The organism is Streptomyces cyaneochromogenes (assembly GCF_003963535.1).
GTDB lineage: Bacteria > Actinomycetota > Actinomycetes > Streptomycetales > Streptomycetaceae > Streptomyces > Streptomyces shaanxiensis.
Genome location: NZ_CP034539.1, coordinates 1,020,695 through 1,036,116, shown reverse-complemented (window position 1 = coordinate 1,036,116; position 15,422 = coordinate 1,020,695). Strand labels below are relative to the sequence as shown.

At 70.6% G+C, this 15,422-nt stretch carries 13 protein-coding genes and 3 pseudogenes; 6 read left to right on the top strand and 10 right to left on the bottom strand.

The features are described from left to right. Positions 1 to 75: 75 nt before the first annotated feature. The 4 genes from EJ357_RS04400 (at position 76) to EJ357_RS04385 (ending at position 5,297) form a co-directional block, all read left to right on the top strand. A complete protein-coding gene (locus tag EJ357_RS04400) occupies positions 76 to 2,385 on the top strand; it encodes an FdhF/YdeP family oxidoreductase (RefSeq protein WP_126388792.1) in 2,310 nt (769 codons plus the stop codon). A 300-nt stretch (positions 2,386 to 2,685) separates the two neighbouring features. Beyond that, positions 2,686 to 2,889, top strand: a complete 204-nt coding sequence (locus EJ357_RS04395; protein WP_126388790.1) for a cold-shock protein — start codon at positions 2,686 to 2,688, stop codon at positions 2,887 to 2,889. A 174-nt stretch (positions 2,890 to 3,063) separates the two neighbouring features. Beyond that, on the top strand, positions 3,064 to 4,551 hold the full coding sequence (locus EJ357_RS04390; protein ID WP_126388788.1) for a DEAD/DEAH box helicase: 1,488 nt from the start codon (positions 3,064 to 3,066) through the stop codon (positions 4,549 to 4,551). Positions 4,552 to 4,661: 110 nt separating this feature from the next. After that, positions 4,662 to 5,297 (top strand): DUF402 domain-containing protein, encoded by a 636-nt coding sequence (locus EJ357_RS04385; protein ID WP_126388786.1) that lies wholly within the window; start codon positions 4,662 to 4,664, stop codon positions 5,295 to 5,297. A 193-nt stretch (positions 5,298 to 5,490) separates the two neighbouring features. On the opposite strand, the pseudogene EJ357_RS49060 reads toward EJ357_RS04385, so the two are convergent. Both EJ357_RS49060 and EJ357_RS49055 read right to left on the bottom strand, forming a co-directional pair. Further along, positions 5,491 to 5,859, bottom strand: a pseudogene (locus EJ357_RS49060) (NAD(P)-dependent oxidoreductase); the annotation flags it as partial. Between the two features lie 2 nt (positions 5,860 to 5,861). Then, positions 5,862 to 6,200, bottom strand: coding sequence for a Rossmann-fold NAD(P)-binding domain-containing protein (locus EJ357_RS49055; RefSeq protein WP_228472964.1), 339 nt, complete (start codon positions 6,198 to 6,200; stop codon positions 5,862 to 5,864). Here EJ357_RS49055 and EJ357_RS49050 point away from each other — a divergent pair. After that, positions 6,194 to 6,304, top strand: a pseudogene (locus EJ357_RS49050) (RNA polymerase subunit sigma-24); the annotation flags it as partial. The gene EJ357_RS49055 and the pseudogene EJ357_RS49050 sit on opposite strands and share 7 nt — an antisense overlap. Positions 6,305 to 6,352: 48 nt before the next feature. On the opposite strand, the gene EJ357_RS04370 reads toward EJ357_RS49050, so the two are convergent. The 6 genes from EJ357_RS04370 to EJ357_RS04345 all read right to left on the bottom strand — a co-directional run bounded on the left by EJ357_RS04370 (position 6,353) and on the right by EJ357_RS04345 (position 12,191). Beyond that, on the bottom strand, positions 6,353 to 7,234 hold the full coding sequence (locus EJ357_RS04370) for a sigma-70 family RNA polymerase sigma factor family protein (protein WP_126388784.1): 882 nt from the start codon (positions 7,232 to 7,234) through the stop codon (positions 6,353 to 6,355). A 68-nt stretch (positions 7,235 to 7,302) separates the two neighbouring features. Next, positions 7,303 to 8,049: an SDR family oxidoreductase gene (locus EJ357_RS04365; protein WP_126388783.1), complete on the bottom strand. Its 747-nt coding sequence runs from the start codon at positions 8,047 to 8,049 to the stop codon at positions 7,303 to 7,305. A gap of 115 nt (positions 8,050 to 8,164) precedes the next feature. Then, on the bottom strand, positions 8,165 to 9,865 hold the full coding sequence (locus tag EJ357_RS04360) for an FAD-binding protein (RefSeq protein WP_175647800.1): 1,701 nt from the start codon (positions 9,863 to 9,865) through the stop codon (positions 8,165 to 8,167). 98 nt (positions 9,866 to 9,963) lie between these two features. After that, positions 9,964 to 10,290: an OsmC family protein gene (locus EJ357_RS04355; RefSeq protein WP_126388779.1), complete on the bottom strand. Its 327-nt coding sequence runs from the start codon at positions 10,288 to 10,290 to the stop codon at positions 9,964 to 9,966. 169 nt (positions 10,291 to 10,459) lie between these two features. Further along, entirely contained in the window at positions 10,460 to 11,356 is an 897-nt protein-coding gene (locus EJ357_RS04350; protein ID WP_126388777.1) for an RNA polymerase sigma-70 factor, read from the bottom strand. An 85-nt stretch (positions 11,357 to 11,441) separates the two neighbouring features. After that, on the bottom strand, positions 11,442 to 12,191 hold the full coding sequence (locus EJ357_RS04345) for a class I SAM-dependent methyltransferase (protein ID WP_228473274.1): 750 nt from the start codon (positions 12,189 to 12,191) through the stop codon (positions 11,442 to 11,444). Positions 12,192 to 12,704: 513 nt separating this feature from the next. Here EJ357_RS04345 and EJ357_RS04340 point away from each other — a divergent pair. Further along, a complete protein-coding gene (locus tag EJ357_RS04340; RefSeq protein WP_126388773.1) occupies positions 12,705 to 13,610 on the top strand; it encodes a UTP--glucose-1-phosphate uridylyltransferase in 906 nt (301 codons plus the stop codon). Between the two features lie 7 nt (positions 13,611 to 13,617). Here EJ357_RS04340 and EJ357_RS49045 read toward each other — a convergent pair whose 3' ends face one another. Both EJ357_RS49045 and EJ357_RS49040 read right to left on the bottom strand, forming a co-directional pair. Continuing rightward, entirely contained in the window at positions 13,618 to 14,403 is a 786-nt protein-coding gene (locus EJ357_RS49045; RefSeq protein WP_228472963.1) for a hypothetical protein, read from the bottom strand. Positions 14,404 to 14,507: 104 nt separating this feature from the next. Then, a pseudogene (locus EJ357_RS49040) lies at positions 14,508 to 15,413 on the bottom strand (macrolide family glycosyltransferase); the annotation flags it as partial. Between the last annotated feature and the right edge of the window lie 9 nt (positions 15,414 to 15,422).

Sequence of the window (15,422 nt, the reverse complement as noted above, 5' to 3'; positions counted from 1 at the left end):
TGGCGACGGGCCGGCTGCGGGAAGCAAACACCCGCAGCCGACCGGCCGTGAGCCGGATGGGTCGAAGAGGCGGTCATGGCTGAGCGACCGATCGATACGACGGGTACGGATCCGACATCGTCGGGGCCCGAGAGGTCCAGCGCCGGAATGCACGGGATCACGGAATCCGTCCGGTATTCCATGTCCGAGATGGGGCCGAAGCGGAGTCTGCGGACGCTTGCGGCGATGAACCATGTCGACGGTTTCGACTGCCCGAGCTGCGCATGGGGCGACCCCGATCCCGAGCACCGGAAGATCGCGGAGTTCTGCGAGAACGGCGCGAAGGCCGTCGCCTGGGAGGCCACACGCAAACGCGTCGACGCGGCGTTCTTCGCCGAGTACTCCGTCGCCGCCCTGCGGGAGCGGGACGGTCACTGGCTGGAGTCGCAGGGCCGGCTGGCCCAGCCGATGCGTCTCGCCCCCGGTGCGACACACTTCGAGCCCGTCTCGTGGCAGGACGCGCTCGCGCTCACCGCCGACCGCCTGCGCGGCATCGCCGATCCGAACCGTGCCGTCTTCTACACCAGCGGCCGGACCAGCAACGAGGCCGCCTTCCTCTACCAGCTGCTGGCGCGCAGGCTCGGCACGAACAACCTGCCGGACTGCTCGAACATGTGCCACGAGTCGAGCGGCGCGGCCCTGACCGAGACCATCGGTGTCGGAAAGGGCCTCATCACCTACGCCGACATCACCGATCACGCAGACCTGATCATCGTCGTGGGCCAGAACCCCGGCACCTGCCACCCTCGCATGCTCACCGCGCTCGAACAGGCCAAGCGGCGCGGCGCCCGTATCATCGCCGCCAACCCGCTTCCCGAGGCCGGCTTCGGCCGCTTCCGCAACCCGCAGACCGTACGCGGTCTGATCGGCCCGGGTACGAAGCTCACCGACCGCTGGCTCCCGGTCCGCGTCAACGGCGATCTTGCCCTCTTCGCGGGCCTGAACCGTGCCCTGATCGACCGGGAGGACGCCCAGCCGGCCTCCGCCCTCGACCACGACTTCATCGACCGGTACTGCGACGGCTTCGAGGCGGCGGCAGCGGCATGGCGTGCCCTGGACCGGTCGCGGATCGAGACGATGGCCGGTCTGCCCCGCCGCCTGATCGAGGACTGCGCGGCCGACGTGCTCGCCGCGGACAGCGTCGTCGTCTGCTGGGCGATGGGGCTCACCCAGCACCGCAACGCGGTGGCCACCATCCGGGAGATCGTCAACTTCCTTCTGCTGCGCGGCAACATCGGACGCCCCGGTGCCGGGCCTGCCCCGATCCGCGGGCACAGCAACGTCCAGGGCGACCGCAGCATGGGCATCTGGGAGAAGATGCCCGACACGTTCCTGGACAGGCTCCGCGACGAGTTCGGGTTCGAACCTCCCCGTGCCCACGGCCTGGACACCGTCGACTCGATCAAGGCGATGCGCGACGGCAAGGTCGACGTGTTCATCGGTCTCGGCGGCAACTTCGCCTCGGCCACGCCCGACACCGAGGTCACCGAGGCCGCACTGGCCAACTGCGACCTCACCGTCCATGTCGCGACCAAGCTGAACCGGACCCATCTGTGCCACGGCACCGAGGCCCTTGTCCTGCCCTGTCTCGGCCGCTCCGAACGCGACCCGCAGGCCTCCGGCGAGCAGTTCGTCACCGTCGAGGACACGATGGCCATGGTGCACTCGTCGCGCGGACGGCTCTTTCCCGGATCACCGCACCTGCGCAGCGAGGTAGCGATCATCGCCGACCTCGCGTACGCGCTCTTCGGCGCCGACCTCGGCTGGCGCGACATGCGCGACGACTACGCAGTGATCCGCCGCCACATCGAGCACGTCATCCCCGGGTTCCACGCCTTCGAGCAGCGCGTCCGGCAGCCCGGCGGCTTCATGCTCCCCCGGGCACCGCGCGACTCCCGCACGTTCCCCACAGCGACCGGCAAGGCGCACTTCACCGTCAACCCACCGACTGCCACCGAAGTCCCGCCGGGGTACCTGCTGCTGACGACGGTTCGGTCGCACGACCAGTTCAACACCACCGTCTACGGCCTCGACGACCGCTACCGCGGTATCAAGGGCGGACGGCGGGTCGTCTTCGTCAACGGGGACGACCTCCGCGCCCTCCACCTGCACGAGGGCGATCGGGTGGATCTGGTCAGCGTCAACGCTGACGGTGAACGCCGCGCCCCCGGCTTCCGCGCTGTCCGCTATCCGACACCACGTGGCTGCGCCGCCGCCTACTACCCGGAGACGAACGTGCTGGTCGCCCTGGACTCCACGGCCGAGACCAGTAACACTCCCGCGACCAAATCCATCGTGATCCGCCTCGAACCCTCAGGCGGGGGAGCCGGTGCACCCAGAAGATGATGGGACGATTTCGTCCTGGTCGCGCCTTGTGCAAACTGAGAATTCACCTTCGCCTGTATTCGAGTTCGTGCAGGCTTGCGCGGCTGATCCGGAGCTCCTCGCAAGAGTTAGTGCGGGTGCATGTACCGTGCTAGGCTTGAAGGTAGTTGCAGTTGTGGTTCCCGAAACTTCAAATACCTCGACGGTTATATGTCGTCGAGCGCTTTGTATCTCCGGTGCTCATCCGGACGGGGTTCATTGTCGCAACGCAAGGGTTCACACGGTGTGGGCCTCTGGGCACTGCCCCGAAGGAGAAGTGACATGGCTACCGGCACCGTCAAGTGGTTCAACGCGGAAAAGGGCTTCGGCTTCATCGAGCAGGACGGTGGCGGCCCCGACGTCTTCGCCCACTACTCGAACATCGCCGCCCAGGGCTTTCGTGAGCTCCAGGAAGGCCAGAAGGTGAATTTCGACATCACGCAGGGACAGAAGGGCCCGCAGGCGGAGAACATTACTCCCGCCTGACGTCGAAGCGTATGAGGCAGCTGAGGCCCGCACCTTGGGGTGAGGCCTCAGCTTGCTGCTTTTCTGCATTCCGGTAAAATTCCCTCAGTCTTGTTTTCGGCTCGTTCTTGCAATTCATCCGGCTCATTCCTGTCGGGAATTCCTCGACGCGCGCCCCGTCGAGGAAGGTTCTCCATGAGCCGTTCAACCAGCACGAACGATCGTTTCCGGCCCCGGGGACAGGGTCACCCCGCCGTCGGTGCGGACGACAACGGGCGCCGCGCCTCCGCACCACAGGGGGAGTTCGCGCTGCCGGCCACCCTCACCCCCGCCCTCCCCGCGGCCGCGACCTTCGGCGAACTGGACATGCCCGCCGAACTGCTGAGGATGCTCACCGATCACGGCCTGGACAAGCCGTTCCCGATCCAGGCCGTCACGTTGCCCAACTCCCTCGCAGGGCGCGACGTCCTGGGCCGCGGGCGCACCGGATCGGGCAAGACGCTGGCCTTCGGCCTGGCGCTCCTCGTGCGCACGGCCGGGAGGCGTGCCGAGCCGCGGAAGCCGCTGGCTCTGATCCTCGTCCCCACGCGCGAGCTTGCCCAGCAGGTCACCGATGCGCTCGCCCCGTACGCCGGGGCGCTGAAGCTGCGGCTGGCCACCGTGGTCGGCGGCATGTCGATCGGCAGGCAGGCCGGCGCACTGCGTGCCGGGGCCGAGGTGGTCGTCGCGACTCCGGGCCGCCTCGCGGATCTCGTCGCGCGCAAGGACTGCCGCTTGGACCGGGTGAACATCACCGTCCTGGACGAGGCCGACCAGATGGCGGACATGGGCTTCATGCCCCAGGTCACCGACCTGCTGGACCAGGTACGCCCCGACGGCCAGCGCATGCTGTTCTCGGCCACGCTGGACCGCAACATCGACCTCCTGGTCCGGCGTTACCTCCATGACCCGGTGGTCCACTCGGTCGATCCGTCGGCGGCCGCCGTCACCACCATGGAGCACCACGTGTTGCAGGTGCACGGCGCCGACAAGTACGCCACCGCCACCGAGATCGCCGCCCGCGACGGCCGCGTGATCATGTTCCTGGACACCAAGCACGCTGTCGACCAGTTCACCAAGCACCTGCTGAGCAGTGGCGTCAAGGCCGCGGCGCTGCACGGTGGCAAGTCGCAGCCCCAGCGCACCCGCACCCTGGCCCAGTTCAAGACCGGCGACGTCACGGTCCTGGTGGCCACCAACGTCGCGGCCCGGGGCATTCACGTCGACGACCTCGACCTCGTGGTCAACGTCGATCCGCCCGGCGACCACAAGGACTACCTGCACCGTGGAGGCCGTACCGCCCGCGCCGGCGAGTCCGGCAGTGTCGTCACGCTGGTCCTGCCCAACCAGCGCCGGGACATGGCCCGCCTCATGTCCGAGGCGGGCATCAAGCCCCGGATCACGCAGGTCCGCTCCGGCGAGGCCGAGTTGAGCCGCATCACCGGCGCCCAGGCTCCCTCCGGTGTCCCCGTCAGCGGCAGCGGGCCGGTCGCGGAGCGCCCGAAGCGTGGCGGTGCCCCCTTCCGCGGTCTGGGCACCCGCCAGGGGCGGGCCGGCAGCGGCGGTGGCGAGTCCCGCCGCTCCGCTGAGGCACGCCAGATGGCCGAGGCCCGCAAGGCAGCCCGGGTCCGTCGTGGCGCATAGGCCCTGCGCGGCTGACGAATTCCCTCGGGGGACTGCCACATGGCTGTCTGACCAACTGGGCAGGTGCTCCGAGGCGAAGGAGGACCGAAGGAGGACCGCAGGTGAATCCGGTGCCACGCTTCAATGCGGGACAGACAGTCGTACGACGCGACGTGTATCGCGGCCGCCGGGTGTGGAGCGAGCAGGCCCTGCGTGTCGTAGCTGACACCACCGAGGCCCTGGTCACTGCCTGTGCTCCCGGCGCCGAGGCCCGCCGGCCCGCTCTGTACGCCAAGGCCCGTGCCGACGGCGACCGTTCGGCGCGCACCGAGGCCTTTGACGCGTTGGCGACGGGGGAGGAGTGGGGGCTCGCGCCTGGTGTGTGGCAGGACACCGAACTGCTGCTGTGGAAGCCGCCGACCGCCTGGTTCAGTGTCAACGCCTTCTACACGCGCGCTGGGATGCGCAACTGGTACGTCAACTTCGAACACCCCACCCGCCGCACGCGGGACGGGTTCGACACCTTCGACCTCGCGGTGGACCTGGTCGTCGCACCTGACCTCAGCAGCTACACGTGGAAGGACGAAGACGAGTACGCCCACGTGCGACGGCTCGGCATCGTCACCGACGCCGAGCATCAGGCCGTCGACGGCGCCCGCGCCCAGGTCCTGACGATGCTCGAGCAACGCACCGGCCCGTTCGCCGAGGCCGCCACCTGGACGTCCTGGCGGTGGGCGCCTGCCTGGCCCGCGCCACGCCTTCCGTAGCCCGCCCGGACGTAGTGAGGGGCGCCGACGGACTCATGCGTGCGCCTCCGCGCCGTCGGCCTGGGTCGCGGGTTCGGCCAGGGACTCGTGCTCGCCCCGGGGCCTGGGTTCGGCCGGGCCGCCGGGAAGCGGAGTGCGGCCGGCCCTCGCTCACGGCCGTCAGCAGCGCCGCCTCGTCCACGACACCGCCGCGCGAGGTGCTGACGATGGTGGCCGTGGGCTTCATCGCGTCCAGTTCGCGAGCCGAGACGAGATGCCGGGTCTCGTCGGTGAGCGGCACGTGCAGCGACACGACGTCGGAGGCGGCCGGCAACTCGGCGAGGCTCACCGGCGTGGACAGGGTGTCGTCGGCGGCGTGGGAGGCGTAGGGGTCGTGGTGGACTACGCGCATGCCGAACTCCTGGGCCCGGCGTGCCACCGCACGGCCGATCCGGCCGTAGCCGATCAGGCCGAGGGCGGCCCCGTGGATGTCCCCGCCCAGGAAGTCATGCATGCGGAACACGTCCCAGCCGCCTGCCTCGAGGCGCGCGGAGGCGGCGGCGAGCCGTCGGCGGGCGGTCAGGATCAGGGCGGAGGTGAGGTCGGCGGTGGTCTCCGCCAGGACCCCGGCGTGTGGGTGACGACGATCCCGCGCTCCGCCGCGGCGGCCCGGTCCACGTTGTCGAAGCCCATGCCGGCCGGCGCGACGACCCGCAGAGAGGGGCCCGCGGCGTCCCTCAACGCGCCGTCGACAGGGTCGTTGCCCAGCGCCAGGACGCCGCTCGCTCCGGCTGCGAGCGCGGCGAGATCCGGGGTGCCGGGCTTGCGGGTCCCGGTCCAGGCCACGACGTCCGCCGCGGCGGAAAGGCGGTCCGGGCCGTCGCCGGGGAGGTTTCCACGGGTGGCGAGCACGCGCTTCTTCATCTCTCACCCGGCCGGCCATCAATGTCGCTCAGTCCGCTCGATGGCGCCGCGAGACCTACATCGGACCGTGGCTGCCCGAGCCCGTCGACACGAGCAACGATCCCGACGCCTCGCCCGCGGGCGTTCACCAGCTGATGCGGGTGTTTGCGCGTTCAGGGGCGAGTGGGGCCGGGGTGGTTCCAGGTGCGGAGTTTGTCGGGGTTGAGGGTGACCCAGATCTGTACGACGTGGGGGCCGGCGATGTCGAGGCTGATGACCGCGGCCACCTGACGGCCGTAGCGCACCACGAGGCCGGTACGGCCGTTGACGGGATGGGTGTGCACGCCGGTCCGTGGCTGCCGGGCCAGCAACGTCAGCAGGCTGCGGGCCACTTGGGCGCTGCCGTGCACCGGCCTGACCAGCGCCCGTACCTTGCCGCCACCGTCGAAGAACGCCGTGGCATCGGCCGCGAGGAGCGACGCCAGGACCGCCTCGTCCTCCGTCACACACGCCTCACGCACCGCCCGTGCCACCGCATCCTGCTCCTCGGCCGGCGTGGGCCGCGCACGCCGTGCCCGCAGACTGAGCCGCGCCCGGTCGGCCAACTCGGCACACTCCGGCCCGGTCCGGCGCACGATGTCGGCCACCGCGCCCGGCGCCATCCCGAACACATCGTTCAGGACGAACGCCGCCCGCTCGGTCGGCGACAGGGAGTCCAGCGCGTCCAGCAGAACCCCGCTGATCTCCTCCGCCAGAGTCCCCCGCGCCACCGCACCCGCACCGGCGGCCGCCTCCGCGACCGCACGTTCCCTGTCCCGTCCCGGCGCGGCCAGCCGGGACAGACAGATACCTCCGGCGACCTTCGCCAGCCAGGCCCGCGGCGCCGTGATCCGCGCCCGCGTCGGCTCCGGCAACCCGTACCACCGCCGGTAGGTCTCGTCGATGACCCGCTCGGCCGCACGGCTGCTGCCCAGCATCCAGTACGCGACGTCCAGCAGATGCCGCCGTTCGTCGAGCAACTCGGCGATCGGCACCGCGTCGTCCGCACTCGCCATACGGCATCTTCCCTCTCGTACAAGCGAGACCGGACAGGCGCGGACCTTGTGACATCGGCCAGTCCGCTTTACGGCTGCAGCGCGAACCAGTCGGAGAGCTTGGTCTCGGCGATCTGCGCGTCCGGACCCGGCAGGAGCGTGTTCTCCTGCAACTCGGCACCGGAGTACGGGGCGTGCGGGTCCGTGACGACCGCGCGGGGGTCGTTCTTGGCGGCGAGCGCCTTGCGGATCAGCTCGTCGAGCTGGAACACGTCGGGGCCCGCGACTTCCACGACACCGTTGACGGGAGTGCCGACCGCGGTACGGCCGACGGCCGCCGCGACGTCGTCGGAGTAGATGGGCTGGATCCTGGCCGGGGACAGACGCACGGTGTCGCCGTCGGTCGAGAGGTCCGCGATCCCTTTGATGAACTCGAAGAACTGGGTGGCGTGGACGATGGAGTAGGGCATGCCGGACGCCTTGATCAGGTCTTCCTGGGCCTGCTTGGCCCGGAAGTACCCGCTCTCCTGGAGACGGTCGGTGCCGACCACGGACAGCGCCACGTGGTGCGTCACGCCGGCCTCGGCCTCCGCCTCGAGGAGGTTGGCCGTGGACGTGCGGAAGAAGTTCATGACGGCCTCGTCCTCCCACGAGGGGGAGTTGGACACGTCGACCACGACCGAGGCGTCCTTCAGGACCTCGGCGAGACCCTCGCCCGTCAGCGTGTTGACGCCGGTGTTGGGCGCGGCCGCGACCGCCTCGTGCCCGTGCTCGTTTAGCTTGCCGACCAGCTTCGAACCGATGAGCCCGGTTCCACCGATCACGACGACCTTCATAGCGGATTCCTTTCGGGAAAAATTCGGTCTGCACCAGAAGAGACAGGACAGGGTCTCGGTGTGTGACAGGTGCCTCGCGGGAATCGAGAAACCTTCTCCGCGCGGCGACATCAGGTCATTCGGCGAGTTTTCCGTCCGTCGAGACCTCTTCCATCAAGGCGGAGATCTCGTCCGGCACGCTCGGAATGCTTTGGCGGGTGACCCCGGTCTTCGGGGACCACACGAGATTGACCCGCAGAGCGGGATCGAGGTCGGGGTAGTCGCTGCGGTTGTGACAGCCACGGGTCTCACGCCGCTCCAGCGCCGCTTCGAGGGTGGCGCGGGCCGCCAGGGCGGCGGACTTGAGGTCGAAGGCGTGCGCGAGGTCCTGATAGCCCGCGATGTCCGGGTGCACACCGACGTCCGCCATCCGCTTCTCGATCACGGCGAGCTCTGCCAGCCCCGCACGCAGGCCCTCCTCGTCGCGTACGACCCCCGCGTGCTCGGTCATGGTGTTGCGGACGGCCCGCTGCAGGGCGCGTACGTTCTCGGGCCCGTCCGCCGCGAGGAGAGCGTCGATCTCCGCACGGGCCTCGGCGACGGCCGACGCCGACCGGCGCTGCGCGGTCAGGGACTGCGAGTAGGCGGCGGCCGCCTGCGCCGTGATGCGCCCGAAGACCAGCAGCTCGATGAGGCTGTTCCCGCCGAGGCGATTGGCCCCGTGCAGCCCGCTCGACGCCTCACCGATGGCGTACAGCCCCGCCACGTCGGTGCTGTGGTCCTCGGGACGCACCCACACGCCGCCCATCGAGTAGTGCGCGGTGGGCGCGATCTCGATGGGGTCGCGGGTGATGTCGAGCATCTGCAGGTCGAGCATCGTCTGGTAGACGCGGGGGAGCCGCGTCATGATCGTCTGCCGGGGCAGATGGGAGACGTCGAGCCACACGCCCCCCTTGGGGGTGCCCCGTCCTTCCTTGATCTCCGTGTAGGAGGCCAGGGCCACGCGGTCGCGGGTGGACAGCTCCATCCGGTCGGGGTCGTAGCGGGCCATGAACCGTTCCCCGAGGGCGTTGCGCAGAATCCCGCCCTCGCCCCGGGCGGCCTCGCTGACCAGGGTGCCGGCCGCGTTCTCCGGCTCGATGATCCCGGAGGGATGGAACTGGACCAGCTCGGCGTCGCGCAGCCGGGCACCGGCCTCCACGGCCAGGCGGAAGGAGTCCCCCGTGTTCTCGTCGCGCCGTGAGGAGGTGCGCCGCCAGATACGCGTGTGGCCGCCCGCGGCGAGGATGACCGCGTCCGCGTGGATCAGGTAGCGCCTTCCGTTCGCGAGGTCGAAGCCGTAGGCGCCGAACACGGCCCCGTCATGCACCAGGAGCCGGGTGATGTAGACGCCTTCGAGCACGGGGATGTCGAGCTGCTCGGCGCGCCTGATGAGCGTGCGCTGGATCTCCAGGCCGGTGTAGTCGCCGGCGAAGGCGGTCCGCCGGAACTTGTGCGCGCCGAAGAACCGCTGGGAGATACGGCCGTCCTCCTCCCGGGCGAAGGCCATGCCGTAGCGCTCCAGGTCGTCGATGCCCCGGCCGGCGCCCTGGGTGACGATCTCGACGGTGCGCGGGTCGGCGAGCAGGTAGCTCTCCTTGATCGTGTCCGCGGCGTGCTGCTGCCAGCTGTCCTCGGGGTCCATGGTGGCCAGCGCCGCGTTGATGCCTCCGGCGGCCAGCGCCGTGTGGGCGTCCTCCTTGGGGCGCTTGCCGACGGCGAGGACGTCGACACCGGCCTCGGCCAGCTCGATCGCCGCGCGCAGGCCGGCACCGCCGGTGCCGATCACCAGCACCATGGTGGACAGACGTTGTTCGGTGATAGCCACGGTCTTCTCCGATCAGGGGGTGTCACTCCTTACGACCGGGCCGTCGGGGGATCTGTGACAGGGTTCCGTCAGGACGCCAGCGTGATGGTCGTCGGTGTTCCCTGCGATGCCATCCTCGCGTCGGGGCACCGCGAGTCCGCCTTCTCCAGGAGCGGGGCTGCGATCTCCGGGTCGATGCGCGGCCACCTGATCACCAGGTCGATGTGCAGCAGGTATCCGCCGTCTCCAGGATCCCGCCCGAAGGCCACGGTCGCCTCCACGGAGATCGGGGCGGGGTCGAGTTCCTCCTGGCGCGCCACCAGGATCGGGGCGCCGTGGAAGCAGGCGGCGAAACCGGCCGCGACGAGCTGCTCGGGATTCGTCCCTAGGCCGTCTCCGCCCAGTTCGGCGGGCATGCGCAGGCCGGCACCGCCGGCACCTTCTCGATGGACAGGTCGAGCAACCCGAACTGCTCGCTCATGGTCGATGCACCCTTTGGCCTCGTCGAGGAACTCCCGGCCCGGGACAGCTGGTTGACCGACCGGTCGCCCACCTTGTGACAGCCGCGGGGCCGCAGCCGGGCACTCAGTCGGCCAGCGAGGCCACGTAAGGAGCCAGCTTGGCCGGAGTCATGACCCACATGACGCGTTCGATACCCCGTTCCGACACATCGGCGCAGAGCAGGGCCACCGCCTCCCCTCGGGCGGAGACGAGAACGGCCGGCCTGCCGTTGGCCTCGACCCAGCGGACGTCCGTCGGAGGCCAGAACCGCGGGGCGAAGGCGGCAAGGTACTTGGCGACGCGAAGGCGCCCGACGACCGGGATCCTGGAGGCCCCGCGCATCCCCGCGCCGTCGGTGTAGCTGACCACGTCCTCCGTGAGGACCTGCTCCAGCTCCGACAGGTCGCCGGTCCGGGCCGCGGCGAGGAACACCTCCAGCAGGCGCCGGTGAGCGGTGGGGCCGGCCGGCGCTTTGCGCTCCGCTGCCAGGTGCTTCCTGGCGCGGGTCACCAGCTGGCGGGTATTGGCTTCGCTCGTCTCCAGGATCTCCGCGATCCGCTTGTACGGGTAGTCGAAGGCCTCCCGCAGCACGTAGGCGGCCCGTTCCACGGGGTTGAGCTTCTCGAGGAGGAGGAGCACCGCCAGGTCGAGCGCCTCGGCCCGTTCCGCACCGAGCTGCGGATCAGCACGGGTGTCGATGGGCTCCGGAAGCCACGGTCCGACGTACGACTCACGCCGCATCCTGGCGGACTGGGCGACGTTGATCGCCAGCCGGGTCGTGACGGTCGCCAGGAACGCCGTCGGCTCCCGGATCTCGGCCCGGTCGGTCCGCTGCCACCGCAGCCACGTCTCCTGGACGACGTCCTCGGCCTCCGCGGCACTGCCGAGGACGCGGTACGCGATGCCGAAGAGCTGGGGGCGCGCTGCCATGAACTGCCTGGTCGCCCGGTCGAGGGGGCCCGAGTCGTCCTCGGCGCGCATGGATGTCCTCCAGTCCTGGACGACCAGGCTACAAGCGGGCAGGGCGGGGTGCGCGGCGTCCGGACCCTCCTTCGAAGGGCGCACGTCAACGCCGCCCGAGCCGTACGGCCAGCACGGCGGGATCGGCTCGTTCGGGCAGCGGGACGAACCCGCACTGCGCCAGTTCCCCGAGCACTTCCGCACGGGAGGCGGGCCACATCCAGAACGTTTCGGTGTACGCGCGCAGCACACCGCTCTCGCCCCGCACCCAGTAGTCGAACCGCGTCCGGATCCGGTCCGCGTCTGCCGACATCACCATGCGTCCCCCGTACTCGTGGCGGCCCATCGTCTGGGCCGGGAGGACATGCGTGGCCTCGCCGTCCGGAAGGCGCTCTGGCGGAAGCTGGACGAGGAAAACACCTCCGGGCACGAGCGCGTCGGCGACCGCCGGCCACAGGGCCCGGCGCGCGGTCGGACGCAGGCAGGCGACCGTGTTGTGGCAAATTCCCACGTCGGCGACCTCGCGCAGGGCGGCCTCATCGAGCCGGTACGGGTACACGGTGACGCGCGTCCGCACGTCCACGGGCAGCGCCGCCAAGCGCGTCATCAGCAGGGAGCGCATACAGCGCGTGGGCTCGACGGCGAACACCGGAGCCCGCGATCGAGCCAGGCACATGAACGTGACCCGTCCGGTCCCGGCGCCCACGTCCAGCACACCCCGGCGGGCACCGCGGACAGCGCGGCCGTAGAAACGGCGTACGCGTGCCCTGTCCAGGTCCGCCTGCAGGATGTCGTAGAACTCGGCGCTGATCGCGTACGCGTCCGGTGCCTCCCGACCGGGTGGCACTACGGGCACATCTGACAAGGAAGGGAGCATATGAAGCTAGACCAGTCAGGTGGCGCACCTGTGACAGTGCGACTGGCGCCATGGCGCCGACGGGATGCTTGCTCGTGCCGAGTACCCCGGTCGGAGGAGGCCAGGCCGCCACGGTCCCGTGCGCCGGCGCCGCGCGAGGCCACGCGCCGAAGGTCCCGCGACCGATGCGGGCGTCCGGGCCGGGCAGCAGCGCGCGTGTCTCCACCTGGGCGGCGAGGAGCACGGCGCGCACATCGGTCACCCCCTCCGGGCGCCCTCGGCGCCGAGGAGCTTCGCCGTGAGGTCGTCCAGGCGGTACCGCACGGCGGTGTTCTGACCTGGAGGCCATCCCATGGCGCCCCGGCGCCGGATGCTCTACGGCCGCCGGGGTCCGCCGTGCGGTCCCGCGCCGATCGGCGCAACGGGCGACCGGCGGGCCCGCCGCAGGCGTTGGTAGCGTCGACCATGTGCCGTGCCCGCCGGTCCGGCGCGACCGTCGACGAGAGAGAAGTGATGTCCCCGACCATTCGCAGGGCTGTGATCCCCGCCGCCGGACTCGGCTCCCGACTGCTGCCCCTGACGAAGGCGACACCGAAGGAGATGCTCCCGGTCGGCGACAAGCCGGTCATCGAGCACACCGTGCGCGAGCTGGTGGACTCCGGCATCACCGACATCACCATCGTGGTCTCCGGCGGTAAGAGCCTCATCCAGGACCACTTCCGCCCCAACCCCGCCCTCGTCGAGCAACTCCGCAAGGACGGCAAGACGGCGTACGCCGACGCCGTGGAGGAGGTCGCGGAGCTGGCCCGCCAGGGCCACATCACCTACCTCGACCAGTACGGTCCCTACGGCAACGGCACCCCGGTGCTCAACGCCGCCCGGGCCTTCGGCGACGAGCCCGTGCTGGTGCTGTGGCCCGACGACGTCTTCGTGGCCGAGGTCCCCCGCGCCCAGCAGCTGATCCGGGCCTACGAACAGACAGGCTGCCCGGTGCTGGCCCTGCTGCCGATGGACCCCACCGAGTCCCAGCGCTACGGCGTGCCCATCGTCAAGGAGGACCTCGGGGACGGCCAGCTGCGCATCACCGGTCTGGTTGAGAAGCCCGAGCCCGCGGCCGCCCCGTCGTCGTACGCGGCCATCGGCGGCTACGTCGTCACCCCCGGCATCATCGACGAACTGCGCGAGCAGACCCGCCGCTGGTACGAGCACCGGACCGGCGAGGTCTACCTGACCGACGCCATCAACGCCTACGCCGCCACCCGCGCGGTCTACGGCCAGGTCATCAAGGGCCGCTGGTACGACACCGGGAACCCGGCCGACTACCTGGTCGCCCAGATGGCGTTCGCCCTCGCCCACCCGGAGTACGGCCCCCTCCTGCGCGGCCTGGTCTCCGGACTCGACGAGGAACCCGGGAGCTGACCCGCTCTCAGCGCGGCGGGCTGTCCGTCCCCGTGGACGCTCCGTACCGGGCGCGGATCAGCGTGATCACGGTGTCGGTCGTGCGATCCAGGTGGCTGCGGCCGTCCGGCAGCCTTTCCTCCGGGCTGATGTAGCTGCGCGGACCGAGGTGGGTGGCCGGCTCGAGCCGGTGCACGGTGATCTTCCCGGCCCGGCGGGCGCGATTCCATCCGCTGCGGCGGAACAGACGCCAACGCTGCGGGAAGATCCACGTACCGACGCGCTCTATCCGGTCGTAGGCGCTGGTGAGCTGATGCACGTGCTCGGCGTGGGTGAGGTCGTTGGCGCCGTTGTGGAACCCGCCGAGCGTGATCACCATCAGCGGGCAGCGCAGCCGGGTGTGCAGTTCGTCGACCGCGCCGGTGGCGACCTGCGCGCCGCCGCTGTAGCTGAGCAGCACCACGGGGACACCGCTGTCGGGCCGGTAGCCGGCGAGCCGCAGCTGCGTGGCGATCTGGGAGCCGACGGCCCGGTTGTACAGGGGGCGGTACCGGCGGTCGGCGGCGACGAAGATCTGCATGACGTTGTGCAGGAACAGCAGCAGCCCGACGTGGTGGCGCAGCCACGCCCACACCGGCCGGTCGGCCAGCGGATCGGCCAGCGGCGAGTACGGCTGCACCTGCCCCAGCACGCGCAGTTCGGGCGCCCCGGCGAGCACGGTCCTGACCAGCTGACCGCCGTTGGCGGCCCGCACAGTGGTCGCGGCCGTCCGGAACCCGCGCTCGTGCAGCAGGCGTCGGGCCAGGGAACGCACGGAGCCCTTGGCGATGTCCCGGGTACGGATCGACAGGCCGGCGCCGAGCTCGACACGCGACGGGCGATCATCGGCTGGTCGGCGCCCTGCGGCACCACCAGCATCGGCACCCCGGCGTACATGGCCTCGTTGACGCTGTTCATCCCGCCATGGGTGATGAACAGTGCCGCGCGGGCCAGCACCTCCGGCTGCGGCACGAAACGCAGGGCGAGCACGTTCGCCGGCAACGGACCCAGCGCGTCGGGATTGGTCCGCCCGGTGGAGACGACCACGGTGCCGCCCAGCGGCGCGAGCGCGGTGGCGAAGGTGCGCAGCAGCTCGGGCTGGGCGTTGAACACCGTGCCGAGCGAGGCATACAGCACCGGGTCCTGGAGCAGCTCGGCATCGAACGAGGGGTCGGCCGGGCGGGCCCCGATGCTCGGGCCGACGAAACGGTACGACCCGTCGAAGCCCCCGGCGGCGGGCTGCAACGTCCGCGAGGTGTAGACGATATTGACGGGCTGGCGGATGTTCAGCAGGTCGAGCGGGGGCAGCCCGCGCGCGTCGAAGCGGCGGCGCAGCTCCCGGCGGGCCCGCAAGTAGCCCTGGACGCTGCGGGGCTGTCTGCGCGCCACGGCCAACAGCTCCCAAGAGCCGCGGGTCGGGCTGGGGACATGCCGGTTGAAGGCGAACGTGGTGAACGACGAGGCCGCCGGCACACCCAGCTCGCGGGCGGCGACCGCGCCCCACAGACAGGAGCTGTCGTGGACGATCAGCTCGGGTCGGGCGTGGCGCAGATCGTCGAGCACGACGGGCAGCAGGCCGACGGTGGTGCGCGCCAGCGACTCCAGCAGCGTGACCGGCGTCGGCGGATCGGGGAGCGGCTGGTCGCGCCCGGGGTACAGGTGGACCTTCGCGCCGGTGGACTCGATCTCCGCACGGAACGCGGGCGACGTGTGATACGTGACGGTGTGGCCGCGCCGGACCAGCTCGGCCACGACCGGCAGGGTGGGGTTGATGTGCCCGTGCATGCCGATGTT

Coding starts and splice junctions, on each gene's coding strand:
- EJ357_RS04400 (WP_126388792.1), top strand. CDS start 76: ATGGCTGAGCGACCGATCGATACGACGGGTACGGATCCGACATCGTCG.
- EJ357_RS04395 (WP_126388790.1), top strand. CDS start 2,686: ATGGCTACCGGCACCGTCAAGTGGTTCAACGCGGAAAAGGGCTTCGGC.
- EJ357_RS04390 (WP_126388788.1), top strand. CDS start 3,064: ATGAGCCGTTCAACCAGCACGAACGATCGTTTCCGGCCCCGGGGACAG.
- EJ357_RS49055 (WP_228472964.1), bottom strand. CDS start 6,200: ATGAAGAAGCGCGTGCTCGCCACCCGTGGAAACCTCCCCGGCGACGGC.
- EJ357_RS04370 (WP_126388784.1), bottom strand. CDS start 7,234: ATGGCGAGTGCGGACGACGCGGTGCCGATCGCCGAGTTGCTCGACGAA.
- EJ357_RS04365 (WP_126388783.1), bottom strand. CDS start 8,049: ATGAAGGTCGTCGTGATCGGTGGAACCGGGCTCATCGGTTCGAAGCTG.
- EJ357_RS04360 (WP_175647800.1), bottom strand. CDS start 9,865: ATGGTGCTGGTGATCGGCACCGGCGGTGCCGGCCTGCGCGCGGCGATC.
- EJ357_RS04355 (WP_126388779.1), bottom strand. CDS start 10,290: ATGCCCGCCGAACTGGGCGGAGACGGCCTAGGGACGAATCCCGAGCAG.
- EJ357_RS04350 (WP_126388777.1), bottom strand. CDS start 11,356: ATGCGCGCCGAGGACGACTCGGGCCCCCTCGACCGGGCGACCAGGCAG.
- EJ357_RS04340 (WP_126388773.1), top strand. CDS start 12,705: ATGTCCCCGACCATTCGCAGGGCTGTGATCCCCGCCGCCGGACTCGGC.